This window comes from Acetanaerobacterium sp. MSJ-12 (assembly GCF_018917875.1).
Taxonomy (GTDB): domain Bacteria; phylum Bacillota; class Clostridia; order Oscillospirales; family Ruminococcaceae; genus Bittarella; species Bittarella massiliensis.
The window spans coordinates 1-16,761 of record NZ_JAHLPK010000002.1; the positions used below are offsets into that span (position 1 = coordinate 1).

Genomic DNA, 16,761 nt, shown 5'->3' on the forward strand with positions numbered 1-16,761 from the left:
GCTTGACCTTGTGAAGCAGTTCTCATTCAGTCTATTCCCCTTTATTCAGTTTTCAAGCTGTATTTTTGCAGCACAGTTGGTGTTGATGGCGCGTAGGATCCACCCGTTCCCATCCCGAACACGGAAGTTAAGCTACGCAGCGCTGAAGATACTTGGCGGGAAGCTGCCTGGGAAAATAGGGCGATGCCAACACAAAAAAGACCATCCGAAAGGATGGTCTTTTTTGCTGCACTGCAGTTGTTTTGGGCCGTGGTCTATTAAAGCGAAACGTCAGCTTGACGGACAAAGCGAAGAGATGTCAGGGTGGCGTGGGCGCTCTCCCGTGAGGGGCAGACCTGCTGGGCCAACTGATTTTATCGGCCCTTTTTCCCACCCTCCTGTGCCCCCCCTTGGCAGGAGGGGCTTTTTTGTACCTGCCAACAGGAGGAATTGGTGCTTGCGGGGGAGAAAGAGCGGATTTGAAGTGGGAAGAGATAGTGGATTTGACCGCTGTGGGGCAGCGGGGATATGCCCAAAGGGCAGGTGAGAGCGGACGGCACAACGAAAGGAAAGACAGCAGCTTTGCCAGCCCATTTTTCAGCGAGGGGCGCTGCAGTGAAGGCAAGGACATCTTCAGCACTGGAGGATCGAACCCCCGTTACCGGCGTGAGAGGCCGGTGTCTTAACCGCTTGACCAACGGGCCGAGTCAATTGCGAAGCAATCGCCTTTGACACCACCTCAAAGTCTTAAGGACTTTGATTTTGCTCTGCCAAATGTGGCCCTCTTTGCGATTGGCCACCTCCATCCTCATCGGTATTCTGGGAGTTCTTTTTACCCCTGTCGCTGATCTCGTCCTTGCCCTTTGCCCTCTTCCGTTTTCCCAACACCCCAGAGGATGTCTTTGTCGGCAGTATCACCCATTTCACCATCATCTCTATTGCCTTTCTCCTCCATTAAAAGGCCTTTTCTGTATAATTTTAAGGGACAATAACCGACATTGTGCCCCATCGGGTTTTCAAAAATACAGGTTTGCTAGACATCCATGCAGATGGGGTTCACAATTTGTTTCAATAATAAGAAATATTGGATATTTTGACTGAAATATGCTTTACAAAAACTACCTGTATTGGTATTCTTATTAATATCAATGGTTTAACAACTTGGCGAAAAACGGCGATTAAAAGAGCCAATTGATAGTGTCCTGTACTTTTTTGGCGAGCTGGATTGATAAGCCGGCTTAGTGAAAAATATGCTGTTTCCCCGCCAAAGTGCAGATGCGAACGGCTTCAACAGGGGTGTGTAGTGAGCAGTTCGCTTTTCCACTCGGCCGGGATGGCGGCGCGGGGTGGCAGTGGGAAACGCCTGTTGACAGCGCGCTGGAAATGATGGAGGAAGTAAAATGGAGATGGATCACAAGGGCAAAGGCCTTGAGAACGGCGAACGGCTGGGAGTAAGAGGTAAAATTGGCGTGCCGATGACCGACGCGGGAAGCGGTTCGGTCCTGGTGGAGGACGTATGGATCGAAGGGACGGTGCGCACCTCTTCACCAGTGCGGGTGATGGGACACATCAAAGGAGATTTGCTGGCAGAGGACCAGGTCGTTATCAGCGGCGACATTGAAGGCGACGTGAGCGGCCGGGAAATTTTCTTCGCCGGGGCCGCCATCCGCGGCGACGTCAAAACCGCCGGCACCATTCAGATGGACCGAGACACCGCGATCACCGGCGACCTGACCGCCCGCCGGGTGGAGATGACCGGCAGTGTCGAGGGCAACTTGCAGGTGGCGGAGACCTTGCTTATGGGGAAGACCGCCTCGGTGCAGGGCGATATCACTGCGGGCGCCATCTCGATTGCCGAAGGGGCCGCCCTCAAGGGCCAAGTCGAGGTGCGAGGCCTGGCTGAGGAGTCAGAGCCGCCGGCACCGGGAGATGGGCCAACCGACGGGGAGGCCCCTTTGGACGTGGCGCCCGAGCCGGGCGAGAGCGAGGAATAGGGGTCGCCGCACGGGCGATGACGAGTGGAGGAAAGAGAACATGGGCAAGCAGCAAAACAATTTTAAACAGGCCATGGCAGAACTGCTCAACGGCCGAAACAGCGACCCTGTACAGGAGGGGGAGGGCCCGGCTGAACGGCCATCTGCCGCCCCGGTGCAGCTGGAGGAGCCGATGGCGCCGGTGGAGCGCCCCCAGGGTCTGCAGGTAGAAATCCCCGCCTGGGCAGGGCGCGGCGGCTCAGTGATTGCCGAGGAAATGACTGTTGAGGGCAAGTTGTGCACCGACTCCCCCCTGCAGATCCGGGGACGAGTCAAGGGCAGTGTTTCCGGGCGGGGCAATCTGCTCGTCAGCGGCGGGGTCGAGGGGGATGTACAGTGCGGCGAACTGCAGTTGCAGGGGGCCAAGGTGCTGGGGAACATCCAATCCAGCGGAGCGGTGCGCATTGACGCCCAGGCGGTGGTGAGCGGCGACGTGGCCGCCGGTGAGTTGGAGCTGGTGGGGAAGATCAAGGGCAACCTGCAAATCGAGGGGACAGCTGTGTTGGGCAGTTCGGCTGTGCTCATCGGCGATCTGCGGGCGCACCGTCTCTCCATTGCCGAAGGCGCAGTGCTGCAGGGTAGTGTGGAGGTCACCGGCGGCCTGCAAGACGCAGCGTTTTAAGGGACTGACAGGGGAGCGGCAATGAAGAGAGAAAAGCGGGCCCAAAGGTATTGGGGCAGCGTGCGCTTTTACCGGCACCTGATTGTCGGGTCGGTATTGGGGGGTCTGCTCCTCTCCACCAGTCTGGCGGTGTTTTGGGGGGTGGAAAACCGCCAGCTGAAAAGTGCGGCCCCGGTCTCGGTGGAGCAGGAACGGGCCTTGGCCCCGATGCAAATGGTGTTGCCAGACGGGGCGGCAGCCGAGGGGGCAGAGATCGCCTATCAAAACGCCCACCCCGCCCTCTATGCCGAGAAGCGGGACTTTGCCTTCGCGCCCGACCGGGAGAAAACGGTCTATCTCACCTTTGACGATGGGCCCACCCAGCGCACCGGTGAGATCTTGGACATCCTGGACCGGTACGGGGTAAAGGCGACCTTCTTTGTGGTCTACCGCGACGACGAGGCGTCCAAGGAGATGTACCGCGAGATCGTGGCCCGGGGACACACCATTGGCGTTCACTCTGCCAGCCACGACTACGGGAAGGTCTACCAGTCGGTGGACAGCTACCTGGACGACTTTGACCAGATGTACCAGCAGATATACGAGGTCACTGGGGTGCGGCCAGATCTCTTTCGCTTCCCCGGGGGGAGTGTCAATGCCTACAATATGGACCTCTACCAGGAAATCATCGCGGAGATGCTGCGCCGGGGCTTTGTCTACTACGATTGGAACGTGGGCAGTGGAGACACCATGAGGGGGGCTACCGCCGGCACCATTGCCGACCGGGTGGTGGGGGGGATGCCCGAGAAGCGGGGCATCGTCCTCCTCCACGACAGCGCAAACAAGCTCCAGACGGTGCAGGCCCTGCCCCGGATCATCGAGCGGCTGCAGGGCCAGGGGTACAGTTTTGCCCCCCTGGACAGGACGGTGCGCCCCTGCACCTTTGCCTATAAGCCAGAGTAGGGAGAGCCGATCTCCCAGACGCCGCCCGGCTGAAAGGGTTCAGCCGGGCGGCGTTTTTTATCTGTCGCCAGCCGCGCAAGGCAGGGGAGAAGAAGCACCCTTCCGCCCAGGGGCGACCGGCGGGGGAGGGGGGCCGGTGAAAAGAGGACTGACGAAAGCGACTTTCTCCCTTGGGGAGTGACAGATGAGGAGCTTGTAGCAGCTGTGAAACTGAGCGGTAAGGACTGAAAGAGAGCAAATGAGGACCTGTACAGCACAGCGGCAGAGGGCAACGGCGCGCAATATTTAAAATTAGGCATTGTGCGCTTAAAAAAGCCGTTTCCTTACCTGAAATTTAGAAAAAGCCAAAAAGGGCAAAAAATAGGTGAGTAGAAAGGACTTTAAAATTGGAGTTAAAAATGACGAAAATACACAAGAACTGTGATAAAACCTTGACAATTTCGGGTGGGGTGCTAAAATAGTAGATAAAGTTTAGTATAATTTTTCGTTCATGAAAAGCATTTCTTAATCCTGCTAAATTTGTATAGAATTTTGGCCAACTTGCCTATTGCAAGTTGGCTTTTTTGTCGTATGTATACAAAAAACAAAATTGAACGAAAAACCATAATTTTATAAAAAGCTCAGGAGAGGTGTAAAAGATGAAAAAACGCACAGCATCCATTGGCATTGCCCTGGCGCTGGTCCTCTCTCTCTTTATGCCGTTGATGCCGGTGACCGCAATGGCGGCCGGCGGCGATACGCCGACAGGAGAGGCGGGCGACGCGCCGGAGGGCTACCAGCCACCCCAGTACGAAAAGGGAAAAATCAACCTGGACGGCTACTACACGGTGGGCAGCGACGGAAAGCTGTCGCAGAAGCTGGAGTGGTCCTTCCCCTTTGAAAACCCCCTTCAGCCGGGACAGGGGCTGTCCGATCCCTCCCGCCCCTACGCCTACCAGCTCTGGCAGTCCAAAAGGGGCGCTGACGGCAGCTGGAGCAAGTGGGAGACTCGCTCCACCGTGGACGTGGACGACGCCTCCAACAAGGTGAAGGTGCTCAACATCTACCCGGGAAACGGCAACAACTTGAAGCAGTGGATGGAGAAGGACACCACCCCCAATCCCCTCACGGGGAACGCCGTGTCCTTTGGCATGGGACTCATCTCCGTTACAGCTGTAAATCTGGACAGTTTCAACGGCAACCCCAACAGCTACCTGAAAAATGCAGATGGCGTCTACCAGTACGACGTGCTGATGTTCGGCTCCTACGACAGCAACAGCTCCAAAGATTTAAGCGCAACTGGAGCAGAGGCTGTAAAGGAATTTTTGGCCACCGGCCGCGGCGTCCTCTTTGGGCACGACACGGTTCGCTATGACCACCCGAATTTCGGTGTGTTTGCGGGGGCCGACTACCTGAATTTCTCTGCTTTGGGCTCCTCCTGGTCGATGGATGCCAACGGCGGCAGCGATGTAAAGGTGGTCAACACCGGCTTTCTCACCAGCCGCCCCTGGGATCTGGAGGGGCGGACCCTGCACATCCCCGCCGCCCACGCCCTGGGTCAGGTCTCCGGCGGGCTCGATGTCGACGGCTCACTTCGCAACCAGGTGTGGATGAAGTTCTCCGACGCCGCCGGCAATCCCAAAGACGGGAAGGTCGACTATCGAGAGTCCACCCCCAGCGCCTACCTCACCACCAACGGCAACACCGCCATGATCCAGACGGGCCACTCCAACGGGGCGGCCACCGACGACGAGAAGAAAATCCTGGCCAACACCCTCATCTACCTGGCCCAGACCACCCAGAAAACCGACACGAAGGATATCTCCTTTACCGATGACGCCGCGCCGGACGCCCCCCAGGGCGAGGTGACCGGCATCGCCCCCAACGCCGACCTGACCGGCTACACGGCGCAGGTGACCTTGAGCGGTTCGACCGACAACGGCACCGACTACGCCTACCGGGTCTTGGGCATCCCCCAGAAGGAGCCCAACTCAGAGCAGGACAAGCAGGAGTACGTGAACATCTGGTCCAGCAGCTCCACCGACCCCACCGACCCCTCTGTCTTTCAGCAGACGGCCCTCTCCGGCCTCAAGGGGTATGTGGTCACCGGGGTGGACAAGAGCAGCGCGGCGGCGGCCAAGCCCACCGTGACCGAAGGCAATCTGCTCCGCGCCTCCAATGCAGGCGACAAGGTGGATTACACCACCGCCCAGCTGGTGCCGGGCGAGACCTACTACCTGCACGCCTTTGCGGTGGACTGGTCGGGCAATGTGAGCGGGGACCTGCTGCTGAAGATCAATGTGAGCGCGCGGCAGGTGAACTTTCACCGCAATGACGGCAGCGGCGGCAAAACCAGTACCCTTCTCGCCGGCGACGGCAAGCCGGCCGGTTTTGTGGACAGCCTTTCCCGTGCGGGCTACGCTTTTAAGGGTTGGTATGAAAACGCCGAGGGCAGCGGCAGCGCCGTGACCCGGGACACCGTCTTTGAGACGATGCCCACGGAGCCGGTGGAGCTGTACGCCAAGTGGGTCAAGACCTGGCAGGTGACCCTGGGACAGCGCGGCGAGGGCGAGGTGCAAGCCGAGACGGTCAGCGGTGCGCCCAGCCCCTTTGAAGAGGGAAACGACGTGACCGTGACCTGGCAGCCCGCCCCCGGCTACCGGGTAAAGGGGGTGTGGTTGGACGATGTGCTGCTGCAGCCGGACGGCAGCGGCAAGCTGACCATCCCCACCATCGGCGCAGACCACCACGTGTTTGTGGAGTTTGAGCGGGAGAACAGCGCAGAGGAGCAGGTGTACTACAGCGTGGACACCATGCTCATCGGCGGCGGGAGCGCCAGCTCCATCACCCCCAGCCGGCGGCTGCAAAAGGACAGCTCCGAGACGGAGAACTACCAGGTGCGCTGGGAGGTGGCACCCGGCTACCGCGTCAAATCGGTGCGGGTGGACGGGGCCAACCGGCCCGACCTGGTGGATAGAGACAGCGTGACCTTTGCCCGGGTCATCAGCGACCACCGGGTCGAGGTGGAGCTGGTCAAGGAGGACGCGGCCCCCCTGTCCTACCGCGTGACCACCGAGCTGGTGGGCGGCCCGGGGAGCATCACCCCCTCGGCCTGGGTGCCGGCGGGCGGCGACTACGCGGTGAAGACGGTGTTGGGCGACAGCAAGAACTACGAGGTCAAGTCGGTCACGGTCTACGACGCCCAGGGCAACCAGGTCAGCAGCTTTGCGGTGGACAGCGCCGCCGGCAGCGCCGAATTGACCAATATCGGACAGGACTACCGGGTGGTGGTGAAGCTGGGCGGCAAGGAGCAGACCGGCGTGATCACCGTGCCCGAAGACGAGCTGATCCGGGTGAACACCTCCAAGGACGGGGGCGGCAGCATCTCGGAGTCGAAAGTCGTGAAGAAGGGCGAAAACTACACGGTGGAGTGGTCGGCCGAAGAGGGCTGGACGGTGCTGGAGGTGCAGGTCGACGGCGAAAAGACCTACTACCCCGAAGGGGGAAGCGCCCGTCGGGTCGCCTACCGCAGCGGCCGCAGCAGCGGCAGCATTGTCATCGGCACCCCGGGGGCCTACCCCTTTGAGCAGATACAGGAAGACCACACCATCCACGTGACCTTTGTCAAGGAGAAATACGAGGCCCCTGCGGGGACTTTCAGCGTGCAGACCTCCATCACCGGGGACTGCGGGGCCACCATCACCGGGGGCAACGGCTCCCTCGACCCGGGCAGCGACTACCCGGTGCGTTGGACGGTGCCGGAGGGCTACCGGGTGGCGGGCGTGCTGGTCAACGGCGTCGCCCGGGACGACCTGCTGGAAGCCGGCGGATTGGCGATCACCGGCATCGACCAGAACTACCTCATCGAGGTGGCGCTGGAAAAGGCGGACAACAGCCAGCCGGAGAAGAAGGAGCAGTACACGGTGGCCACCGCGGTGTACGGCCTGAAAGACGCAACGGCGGCCAACATGACCCCCACCACCATCCTGCCCAAGGGGGCAGATCACAGCGTGGGGTGGATGGTGCCCAGTGGCTACCGGGTGGAAAAGGTGGTCATTGACGGGGTGGAGAGCGCCGCCACCTCGGCCAGCTTCCCAAACATCGGGCGCGACCACACGGTGGAGGTCTATTTCGCGGCCGACAGCGGCTCCCAGCCCGACTTGCACCGGGTGAGCACCCAGGTCGTCGGCGGGCTGGGGACCATCACCGCCGGCGGCACGGTGGCCGACGGGGGCAGTTTCACTGTGGGCTGGGAGCCGGCGCCCAGCTACCACCTGGCCAGCGTCATTGTAGACGGTCAGGTGCGGGACGACCTGCTCACTGCCGACAGCCACACCCTGCAAAACATCACCGCCGACCACACGGTGGGGGTGGTCTTTGCCAAAGACGGCGAGAGCCAGGGCCCCGAACACAGCGAGAGCGGCAGCTTTGTGGTGGAGACCGCCCAGGTGGGGGCGGGGAGCATCACCCCCACCGCCACCGTAAAAGAGGGGGCGGACCACACCGTGACCTGGCAGCCGGCCGAGGGCTGGCACGTCAAAGAGGTGCGGGTGGACGGTCTGGTCCAGCCCGATCTGCGGGACCAGACCGAATTTGTCAACATCGGCGCCAACCACAGGGTGGAGGTTGTCTTTGAGCGCGACGGCGGACCCTCCGACCCGGACGCCGACCCCCTCTACCGGGTGGATACAGCCATCGATCGGGTGAAGGGCACCATCACCGGCTCCGCCGTGCTGGAGGGCGGAAGCGACCACCAGGTGAATTGGCAGGCGGCCGAGGGGTACGAGGTCTACCGGGTGACGGTGGACGGAAAAGAGCGCCCCGAGTACGCCGGCAAGACGTCCGGCAGCCACGCCTTCACCGACATTCGGCAAAACCACAGCGTGGTGGTGGAATTCGTGCGGGTGGACAGGGTGCAGCCCGAACTGGGCAAAGGGGTTGTCAACGGCGACCGAACCGACGGTAACCAGTCCGGGGATCGGCTGACCTATACCCTGACGGCCAAGAACAACCAGCAAAATACCCTTTGGAAGGATGTGGTGATGAAAGACCGCATCCCCAAGGGGATGACCATCGACACCGACAGCATCTACCTCTCGAAAAACGGGGGAGAGCCGGTGCAGGTGGACGCCTCCTGCTATGACGCCGACACCCGGCTGCTGAGCGTGCCCATCGGCTCGCTGCTGGGAGGCGACGAGTACGTGCTGACCTTTGACGTGCTCATCAACCAGGTGGCCATTCAGCCGGGGGACCCGTCCGACCGGGACCTGTCCAACACTGCCCAGGCCGACGGCGACAACGGCAGCGCCACCTCCCCCACCGTGACCCCCAACGGGGACGGAAGCGCCCGCCCCATCCCCTACCCCAACGGGCACCTGGCCAAAGTTGCCGAAAACTTGACGGACGGCGGCGGCAAGGTGCAGGTGGGCGACCGGGTCCAGTACACCCTGCGGGCGGAAAACAGCCGCTACGGCTCGGTCTGGACCGGCGTCTCCATTGTAGACGCCCTGCCACAGGGGCTGGAAATCGACCTGGACAGCATCTGCCTGACAGGGCCCGACGGCAGCAAAAAGACCTTGGACGCCGGCGTGTACGACCCGGCCAGCCGCACCCTGGCGGTCTTTGTGGGCGACATCTACGGAGGCGAGCGGTACGAACTGGTGTTTGAAGCCACCATTGGCGCCGACGCCCTGGGACGCGACATCGGCAACACCGGCGAAGCCTATGGCGGCCGCCCCGCAGAGGGCGGCGAGCCGGGCCATTGGGGCGGGTCGGAGGACTATCCCGACCAACCGGGCGACCCGATCGAGCCGGGCGAATGGCCGGTGGAGGCAGACGAGCCCTCCACCAGCGACAAGGTCTACCCGGGGACGGACGAGGAGGTCCTGCTGGCCGACCCCGACCCGGTGCTGGACAAGACGGTGGAACAGCCGGGCCGGCCGGGCGGGGACACCCATCTGGGCGACGCGCTGCTCTACACCGTGACGCTGGAAAACCCCACGGCATACTCGGAGTGGCGCAACGTCTCCATCTTCGACTACCTGCCCGCGGGGCTGAACCTGGACGAGGGGAGCATCCGCTTGACCTATCCGGACGGGCACACCGAAAAGGTGCCCTCCAGCTGTTACAATGCCTGGGAGCACACCCTCGAAGTGCAGATCCCTGTGCTACGGGCGGGGGAGAAGTACACCCTGACCTACAGGACAATGGTGTACGACCCCAACGACGCCGAAATGCAGGAGAGTGGGGAGCTGGTGAACACTGCCGAGGCGGTGGGCACCGACCCAGACGGGAGCCGAGACAGCACCGGCCCCACCGCCAGCGCCTCGGTGCGCTACCCGGTGGACGCCAAGAAGGGGGTCTACACCGGCGATGACAGCCGGCAGGCTGCCCTGCTCTGGGGGGCCATCGCCGCGGGCGCGGTGTGCTGCTGGGCCGCGGTCAGAAGGCGGGAAACCGAAGAGCTGTAGATCCCGCGCTGCTTGCGAAAAGTGAAAAAAGGGCTGGGGAGCGCCTGCTTCCCCAGCCCTTTTTGTGTGCCGTTGACAGAGTCCGCACGGGCGGAGGAGAGGCGCGCGGCGACAGGATGAAGGGGGGGCTAGTCGGCGAAGGGCAGCCGTTCCCCGCCGGGCAGGAAGGGGGAGAGGGGCCGCAGGCCGGAAAAGGGAGCGCTGTCCCCCTCCGTTGGGTGGGACAGAGATGGGGCGACCGCCAGTTGGCGGAGGGGCGGCCGCCTCCTGTTGGGCGAGAAGGGGGAGAGGGGGGGCCGCAGGTCGGCAGAGGGAGCGCTGTCTCCCTCCGTTGGGTGGGACAGAGATGGGGAGACCACCAGTTGGCGGAGGGGCAGCCGTTCCCCGCCGGGCAGGAAGGGGGAGAAGGGGGCCGCAGGCCGGAAAAGGGAGCGCTGTCCCCTTCCGTTGGGTGGGACAGAGGTGAGGAGACCACCAGTCGACAGAGGGGCCGCCGTTCCCCGCCGGGCGGGAAGGGGGAGAGGGAGACCCCCTCGCCGCCAGTGAAAGGGGAAAAGAGGGCGGTTTTTACAAAATTGCCCGGGAAAAAATAGCGGCCTTTACAGGCGAAATGGCAAAGCGCACGAAAAATGGAAAACATTTGCACCAAAACATAGAAAATAGGAGAGAAATCAAATAAACACTGTAAGGGGTAAATAAAATATGGTATACTAAAAATACAAATTATAGTTATATTGACAGAAAGATATAAAAATAAGGGCGTGCCACCATGAGAGCAAAAAAACGCAGCAACAGCGGCTTTTACAGACATCGAATGAAGAAAATGAAGATGGAGACAGAGCGGGCCATGGCGTGTGCCTTCCCACCGGCGTGTTTTGGGTGTGGTCGGGCCGCGCTGTTTTGCTTTTTTGAGGAGTTGACAAACTGCCTGATTTTTAGCAGGGCGGTTGTCGTATAGTGAGATGGGCGCCGCCCGCCTCCCGAGAGGGGCGGACGGCTGAAAGGGGGTTAACAGCCATGGAGGAAAAGGGCGGATTGGTCCCAGTGGACGACCTCTATCTCTTCAACACGGGAAAGGCGCAGAAGGCCTATTTGGCCTTTGGCTGCCACCATCTGCCGGAAAAGGGCTGCCACCGCTTCTGCGTGTGGGCCCCTGGCGCCGCCAGTGTTTCGGTGGTGGGGGACTTCAACGGCTGGGACGAGACCAGCCACCCCATGCAGCGGGGGGAGGGCGGCGTCTACACCGCCTTTGTGCAGGGCGCCAAGAACGGAGACAACTACAAGTACCTGGTAGAGGGGTGCGACGGGGTCAAGCGGTACAAGGCCGATCCCTTTGCCTTTTACAGCGAGCTGCGGCCGGGCAACGCCTCCAAGGTCTGGAGTTTGGCGGGGTACAGCTGGCGCGACGGCACCTATCTGAAAAAGCGCCGCCGCAGAGACCCGCTTCGCCAGCCCATGGCCGTGTACGAAGTGCACCTGGGCTCCTGGCGGCGGGGGGAGGGCGGCGGCTTTCCCAACTACCGGGAGGTGGCCGACCAGCTGGCCCCCTATCTCAAGTCCATGGGCTTTACCCACCTGGAGCTGATGCCCATCACCGAGTACCCGCTGGACGAGTCGTGGGGCTACCAGGTGACGGGGTATTTCAGCCCCACCTCCCGCTACGGCACCCCCCAGGACCTGATGTACCTGGTGGACCGGATGCACCAGGAGGGCATCGGGGTGATCCTCGACTGGGTGCCCGCCCACTTCCCCAAGGACGCCCACGGCCTGGCCCGGTTTGACGGCACCTGCCTCTACGAGCACCAAAACCCTCTGCAGGGCGAGCAGCCCCAGTGGGGCACCCTCCTCTACAACTACGGCCGGCCAGAGGTGCAGAGCTTCCTCATCTCCTCGGCGAACTTCTTCTTGGAGGAGTACCACATCGACGGTCTGCGCATCGACGCGGTCAGCTCGATGCTCTATTTGGACTTTGGCAAACAGCCGGGCCAGTTCGTCCCCAACAGGGACGGGGGGAATGTCAACTACGAGGCGGTCGCCTTTTTGCAGGCGCTCAACCGCACCCTCCTCGCCCTGCACCCGGACGCGATGACCATTGCCGAGGAGTCCACCGCCTTCCCCCGGGTGACCGGGTCCCCGGAGGACGGGGGGCTGGGATTTACCTTCAAGTGGAATATGGGCTTTATGCACGACACCCTGGACTATGTGGAGATGGACCCCCTCTTTCGCAGAGACCACCACGGGGAGATGACCTTCTCCATGACCTACGCCTTTTCAGAAAATTACCTGCTGCCCTACTCCCACGACGAGGTGGTGCACGGCAAGCGCTCGATGATCGACAAGTGCTTTGGCGACTACTGGCAGAAATTCGCCACCCTGCGCGCCCTCTACGCCTTTCAGTACGCCCACCCGGGCAAAAAGCTGCTCTTCATGGGGGACGAGTTCGCCCAGTTCATCGAGTGGGACTACGGCAAGGAGCTGGACTGGTTTTTGCACGAGTACGACTCCCACAGCGGGATGGCCCGCTTTGTCTCCCGGCTGGGCCGGGTCTACCAGAAATACCGCGCCCTCTACGAGATCGACGACAGCTGGGAGGGGTTCCAGTGGCTGAGCGTGAACGACAACCAGCGGAGTTGTCTGGCCTTCCTGCGGCGCTCCAAGCCCTGGAGGGGAAAGGTGCAGCAGGTTCTGTGCGCCTTCAACTTCACCCCGGTGGTGCGCAGCGAGTACCGGCTGGGAATGCCCTGCCAGGGCGTTTTGCGGGAGATCCTCTCCAGCGACGACCGGCGGTACGGCGGCAGCGATGTGCGAAACCGGGAGGAGATCCACACCATGTTTATTCCCTGCGGGGATTTCGCGGCCTCGGCGGAAATCACCTTGCCGCCCCTGGGCGCCGCATATTTTGAGTTTATACCGGACGAGGAAAACAAAGATATTTAGGAGGCATTGAGAGATGGTTGTGAAAAAACAGTGTGTGGCAATGTTGCTGGCCGGCGGGCAGGGGAGCCGTCTGGGCGCCCTGACCAAAAAGCGGGCCAAACCTGCCGTCCCCTACGGAGGCAAGTACAAAATCATCGACTTCCCCCTCTCCAACTGTGTCAATTCCGGCATTGACACGGTGGGGGTGTTGACCCAGTACGAGCCGCTGGAGCTCAACGAGTACATCGGCACCGGGGCCCCCTGGGACCTGGACGTGACCACCGGCGGCGCCCTGGTGCTGCCGCCCTACGTGTCCGGCCAGAAGGGGGAGTGGTACTCCGGCACCGCCAACGCCATCTACCAGAACATCCCCTTTATCGAGCGCTACGACCCCGACTACATACTGGTGCTCTCGGGCGACCACATCTACAAGATGGACTACTCGGACATGCTGGACTTCCACCGCAAGAAGGGCGCCGACGCCACCATCGCCGTCATCGAGGTGCCGATGGAGGAGGCCTCCCGCTTCGGCATCATGAACACCGACGAGGAGGGCAAGATCGTCGAGTTCGAGGAGAAGCCCCCAGTGCCCAAGTCCAACACCGCCTCCATGGGCATCTACATCTTCAACTGGAAGACCATCCGCAGCTACCTGATGCAGGACAACGACGACCCCCACTCGGACAATGACTTCGGCAAGAACATCATCCCCGCCATGCTGGCCGCGGGAGAGAAGCTCTACGCCTACGTCTTCAAGGGCTACTGGAAGGACGTGGGGACCATCGACAGCCTCTGGGAGTCGAACATGGAACTGCTCGACGACAGTCCCCAGCTGGACCTGCACGCCGACTGGTTCAAGATTTTCAGCCGCAACTACGCCCTGCCCCCCCACTACGTGGGCGAGAGCGGCAAGGTGGTCAACTCCATCATCGGCGACGGCTGTAAGATCTACGGCGAGGTGGTCAACTCGGTCATCTCCCCGGGCGTGGTCATCGGCCGGGGCAGCGTGGTCCGGGACAGCATCATCATGAAGGAGACCGAGATCGGCAAGAGCTGTACGGTGAACAAGTCGATCCTCGACGAGGAAGTGACCCTGGAGGACAACGTCTACATCGGCGGCGAGCAGAAGATCACCGTGGTGGGCACCGGGGTGTACGCCACCAAGGGCGCCATCATCTCGGAGGGCGACATGATCGAGCCCAACCGGGTTCTCAAACAGGATTAGGGGAGGACAAAACAATGCGCAAAGACGTATTCGGCCTGGTGTACGCAGGCGAGGAAAACATCAACTTGAGAGAGCTGGTCAACCTGCGCTCGGTCTCGGCCCTGCCGGTGGGCGGGCGGTACCGGGTCATCGACTTCACCCTCTCGAACATGGTCAATTCGGGCATCCGCAACATCGGCATCATCCCCAAGAAAAACTACCAGTCCCTCATCGACCACGTGGGTTCGGGCAAGGACTGGAACCTGGACCGCAAGACCGACGGGCTGTTCATCCTGCCCCCCTATGACACCTTTGAAAACACCGGCAGCTACAACGGGCTGGTGGACACCCTCAAGGGCGCGTCGGCCTACATCCGCCGGGCCCCCCAGAAGTACTGCCTGCTCACCGGCTCCTTCACCCTCTTCAACTGCGACTACTACGGGATGTTCGAGCGCCACATGGACACCGGGGCCGACATCACCATGCTCTACAACGAAGAGCCCACCTGCGCTGAGAAGGGGGCCCACTTCAAGGACCTGCGGCTGACCATGAACGACGACGGCCGGATCACCGACATGCAGTACCGCTCGGAGAAGTCCAGCCAGAAAAAGGTGGGGATGGACGTCTACCTGGTCCGCAAAGACCTGTTGGAGTACCTGGTGGACGACGCCATGGCCCACGGCAAGTACAACTTCGTCACCGACGTGCTCATCAAAAACCTCAAACACCTGAAAATCTACGGCTACAAGCACAGCGGCTATGTCTCCCGCCTGAGCTCGGCCGCCTCCTACCAGCAGCTGAACATGGACTTTCTCAAACCCGAGGTGCAGGACGACCTCTTCTGCAAAGAGCGGCCGATCTACACCAAGGTCAAGGACGGGGCGCCGGCCAAGTACGGCAGCGAGGCCCAGGTGAAAAACAGCCTCATCGGCTCGGGCTGCATCATCGAGGGCGAGGTGGAGAATTCGGTCCTCTTCCGCGGGGTCTATGTGGGCAAGGGCGCAAAAATCAAAAACAGCATTGTCATGCAGGACAGCCGGATCTACGAGAACACCTCGCTGGACCAGGTGATCGTGGATAAGCGGGTCAACGTGCGGCCGTACTCCAACCTGGTGGGCAGCCAGGAGTACCCCCTGATTATCCCGAAAGGAGCGGTGGTCTAGATGGCGGAAAAGCGGGTCAAAGTATTGCTGGCCGGGGCGGAATGCGCCCCCTTCGCCAAGATCGGCGGGCTGGCCGACGTGCTGGGCACCCTGCCGCAGGAACTCATCCGGCTGGGGATGGACGCGCGGGTCATCCTGCCCTTCCACAGCCAGATCAAGGCCAAGTACGCCGAGAAGACCGAGCACGTGGCGGACTTTCACATCGACCTGGGCTGGCGCAAGGACAAGTACGTGGGGGTCGAAAAGCTGGTCAAGGACAAGGTGACCTACTACTTCATCGACTCCAACGACTACTTCTCCGGCCCGGTCTACAAGGGCGGCATGGAGGAGGGCGAGCAGTACGCCTTCTTCAGTCGGGCAGTTTTGGAATGCCTGGACAAGATCGGCTTTATGCCCGACTTGCTCCAGTGCAACGACTGGCACACCGCCGTTATCCCCATGCTCATCAAGACCCAGTACGAGGGCCGTCCCCAGGGGAAGATCAAGACAGTCTACACCATGCACAACCTGATGTACCAGGGCGTCTTCAGCTTTGGCACAGTGCAGGATTGGCTGAACATCGACAGCCGCTACTACCACCCCGACTACATGGAGCTCAACGGCTGCGCCAACTTCGTCAAGTCGGCCCTGGTGTTTGCTGACAAGCTCTCCACCGTCTCCCCCTCCTACGCCGAGGAGATCAAGACCCCCTACTACGCCTGTAACCTGGAGGGGATGCTCAACAAGCGCGCGGGCGACCTGGTGGGCATTGTCAACGGCATCGACATAAACGAGTGGGATCCCGCCACCGACCCCCACACCCCCTACCACTTTGACAAGAGCGACCTCACCGGCAAGCGCCAGAACAAAGAGGCCCTCTACCGGGAGCTGGGGCTCACCGTGCCGGTGGACACCCCCCTCATCGGGATGGTCTCGCGGATGACCGAGCAAAAGGGCTTTGATTTGGTGATGCGGGTCTTCGACGAGATGATGGAGGACGACGTGGCCATTGTCCTGGTGGGGACCGGCGACTACAAGTACGAGCACTTCTTCTGGGAGATGGAGCGCAAGTACAAGGGCAGGGTCTGCTCCTATCTGGCCTACAGCAACGCGGTGGCACACCGGGTCTACGCGGCCAGCGACCTATTCCTCATGCCCTCCAAATTTGAGCCCTGCGGCATCTCGCAGATGATCGCCATGCGCTACGGCACCCTGCCGGTGGTGCGGGAGACCGGCGGCCTGCGGGACACCGTCTTCCCCTACGACGAGCAAAACGGCCAGGGCAACGGCTTCTCCTTTGCGAACTTTAACGCCCACGACATGCTTTACGTCATCCGCTATGCCCTGTCGGTGCTCGCCGACGAGGGCGCGCACCGGGAATTGGTAAATCACGCGCTGGATTGCGACAATTCCTTTGCAGTTTCGGCGGAAAAATACTATACTATGTTTATGGACGTTTTAAGGTAAGATCGCA

At 61.3% G+C, this 16,761-nt stretch carries 8 protein-coding genes, 1 tRNA gene and 1 rRNA gene; 9 read left to right on the plus strand and 1 reads right to left on the minus strand.

Translation table 11 applies throughout. The features are described 5' to 3' along the window. The first annotated feature begins 75 nt into the window (after positions 1–75). A 5S ribosomal RNA gene (rrf, locus tag KQI11_RS02070) occupies positions 76–192 on the plus strand. Between the two features lie 420 nt (positions 193–612). Here the strand turns inward: rrf and KQI11_RS02075 are convergent. Then, positions 613–684: transfer RNA gene (locus tag KQI11_RS02075), tRNA-Glu, on the minus strand. 695 nt (positions 685–1,379) lie between these two features. Here KQI11_RS02075 and KQI11_RS02080 point away from each other — a divergent pair. The 8 genes from KQI11_RS02080 (at position 1,380) to glgA (ending at position 16,754) form a co-directional block, all read left to right on the plus strand. Then, complete coding sequence (locus tag KQI11_RS02080) at positions 1,380–1,973, plus strand: bactofilin family protein (protein ID WP_216400915.1); 594 nt, start codon at positions 1,380–1,382, stop codon at positions 1,971–1,973. Between the two features lie 40 nt (positions 1,974–2,013). Next, positions 2,014–2,634 carry a bactofilin family protein gene (locus tag KQI11_RS02085; RefSeq protein WP_216400916.1) on the plus strand — a complete coding sequence of 207 codons (621 nt, stop codon included), beginning with the start codon at positions 2,014–2,016 and terminating at the stop codon, positions 2,632–2,634. 21 nt (positions 2,635–2,655) lie between these two features. Continuing rightward, a complete protein-coding gene (locus tag KQI11_RS02090; protein ID WP_216400917.1) occupies positions 2,656–3,576 on the plus strand; it encodes a polysaccharide deacetylase family protein in 921 nt (306 codons plus the stop codon). Between the two features lie 638 nt (positions 3,577–4,214). Continuing rightward, complete coding sequence (locus KQI11_RS02095) at positions 4,215–10,025, plus strand: isopeptide-forming domain-containing fimbrial protein (RefSeq protein ID WP_216400918.1); 5,811 nt, start codon at positions 4,215–4,217, stop codon at positions 10,023–10,025. Between the two features lie 1,017 nt (positions 10,026–11,042). Beyond that, positions 11,043–12,962, plus strand: a complete 1,920-nt coding sequence (gene glgB, locus KQI11_RS02100) for a 1,4-alpha-glucan branching protein GlgB (RefSeq protein ID WP_185916007.1) — start codon at positions 11,043–11,045, stop codon at positions 12,960–12,962. 13 nt (positions 12,963–12,975) lie between these two features. Next, positions 12,976–14,166 (plus strand): glucose-1-phosphate adenylyltransferase, encoded by a 1,191-nt coding sequence (locus tag KQI11_RS02105; RefSeq protein WP_185916006.1) that lies wholly within the window; start codon positions 12,976–12,978, stop codon positions 14,164–14,166. A 14-nt stretch (positions 14,167–14,180) separates the two neighbouring features. Then, positions 14,181–15,308: a glucose-1-phosphate adenylyltransferase subunit GlgD gene (glgD, locus tag KQI11_RS02110; protein ID WP_185916005.1), complete on the plus strand. Its 1,128-nt coding sequence runs from the start codon at positions 14,181–14,183 to the stop codon at positions 15,306–15,308. After that, a complete protein-coding gene (glgA, locus tag KQI11_RS02115) occupies positions 15,309–16,754 on the plus strand; it encodes a glycogen synthase GlgA (protein ID WP_216400919.1) in 1,446 nt (481 codons plus the stop codon). The last annotated feature ends 7 nt before the right edge of the window (positions 16,755–16,761 follow it).

Excerpts from the sequence above, each read along its gene's own strand:
- KQI11_RS02105 (WP_185916006.1), top strand. The coding sequence starts at position 12,976 with ATGGTTGTGAAAAAACAGTGTGTGGCAATGTTGCTGGCCGGCGGGCAG.
- glgB (WP_185916007.1), top strand. The coding sequence starts at position 11,043 with ATGGAGGAAAAGGGCGGATTGGTCCCAGTGGACGACCTCTATCTCTTC.
- glgA (WP_216400919.1), top strand. The coding sequence starts at position 15,309 with ATGGCGGAAAAGCGGGTCAAAGTATTGCTGGCCGGGGCGGAATGCGCC.
- glgD (WP_185916005.1), top strand. The coding sequence starts at position 14,181 with ATGCGCAAAGACGTATTCGGCCTGGTGTACGCAGGCGAGGAAAACATC.
- KQI11_RS02090 (WP_216400917.1), top strand. The coding sequence starts at position 2,656 with ATGAAGAGAGAAAAGCGGGCCCAAAGGTATTGGGGCAGCGTGCGCTTT.
- KQI11_RS02080 (WP_216400915.1), top strand. The coding sequence starts at position 1,380 with ATGGAGATGGATCACAAGGGCAAAGGCCTTGAGAACGGCGAACGGCTG.
- KQI11_RS02095 (WP_216400918.1), top strand. The coding sequence starts at position 4,215 with ATGAAAAAACGCACAGCATCCATTGGCATTGCCCTGGCGCTGGTCCTC.
- KQI11_RS02085 (WP_216400916.1), top strand. The coding sequence starts at position 2,014 with ATGGGCAAGCAGCAAAACAATTTTAAACAGGCCATGGCAGAACTGCTC.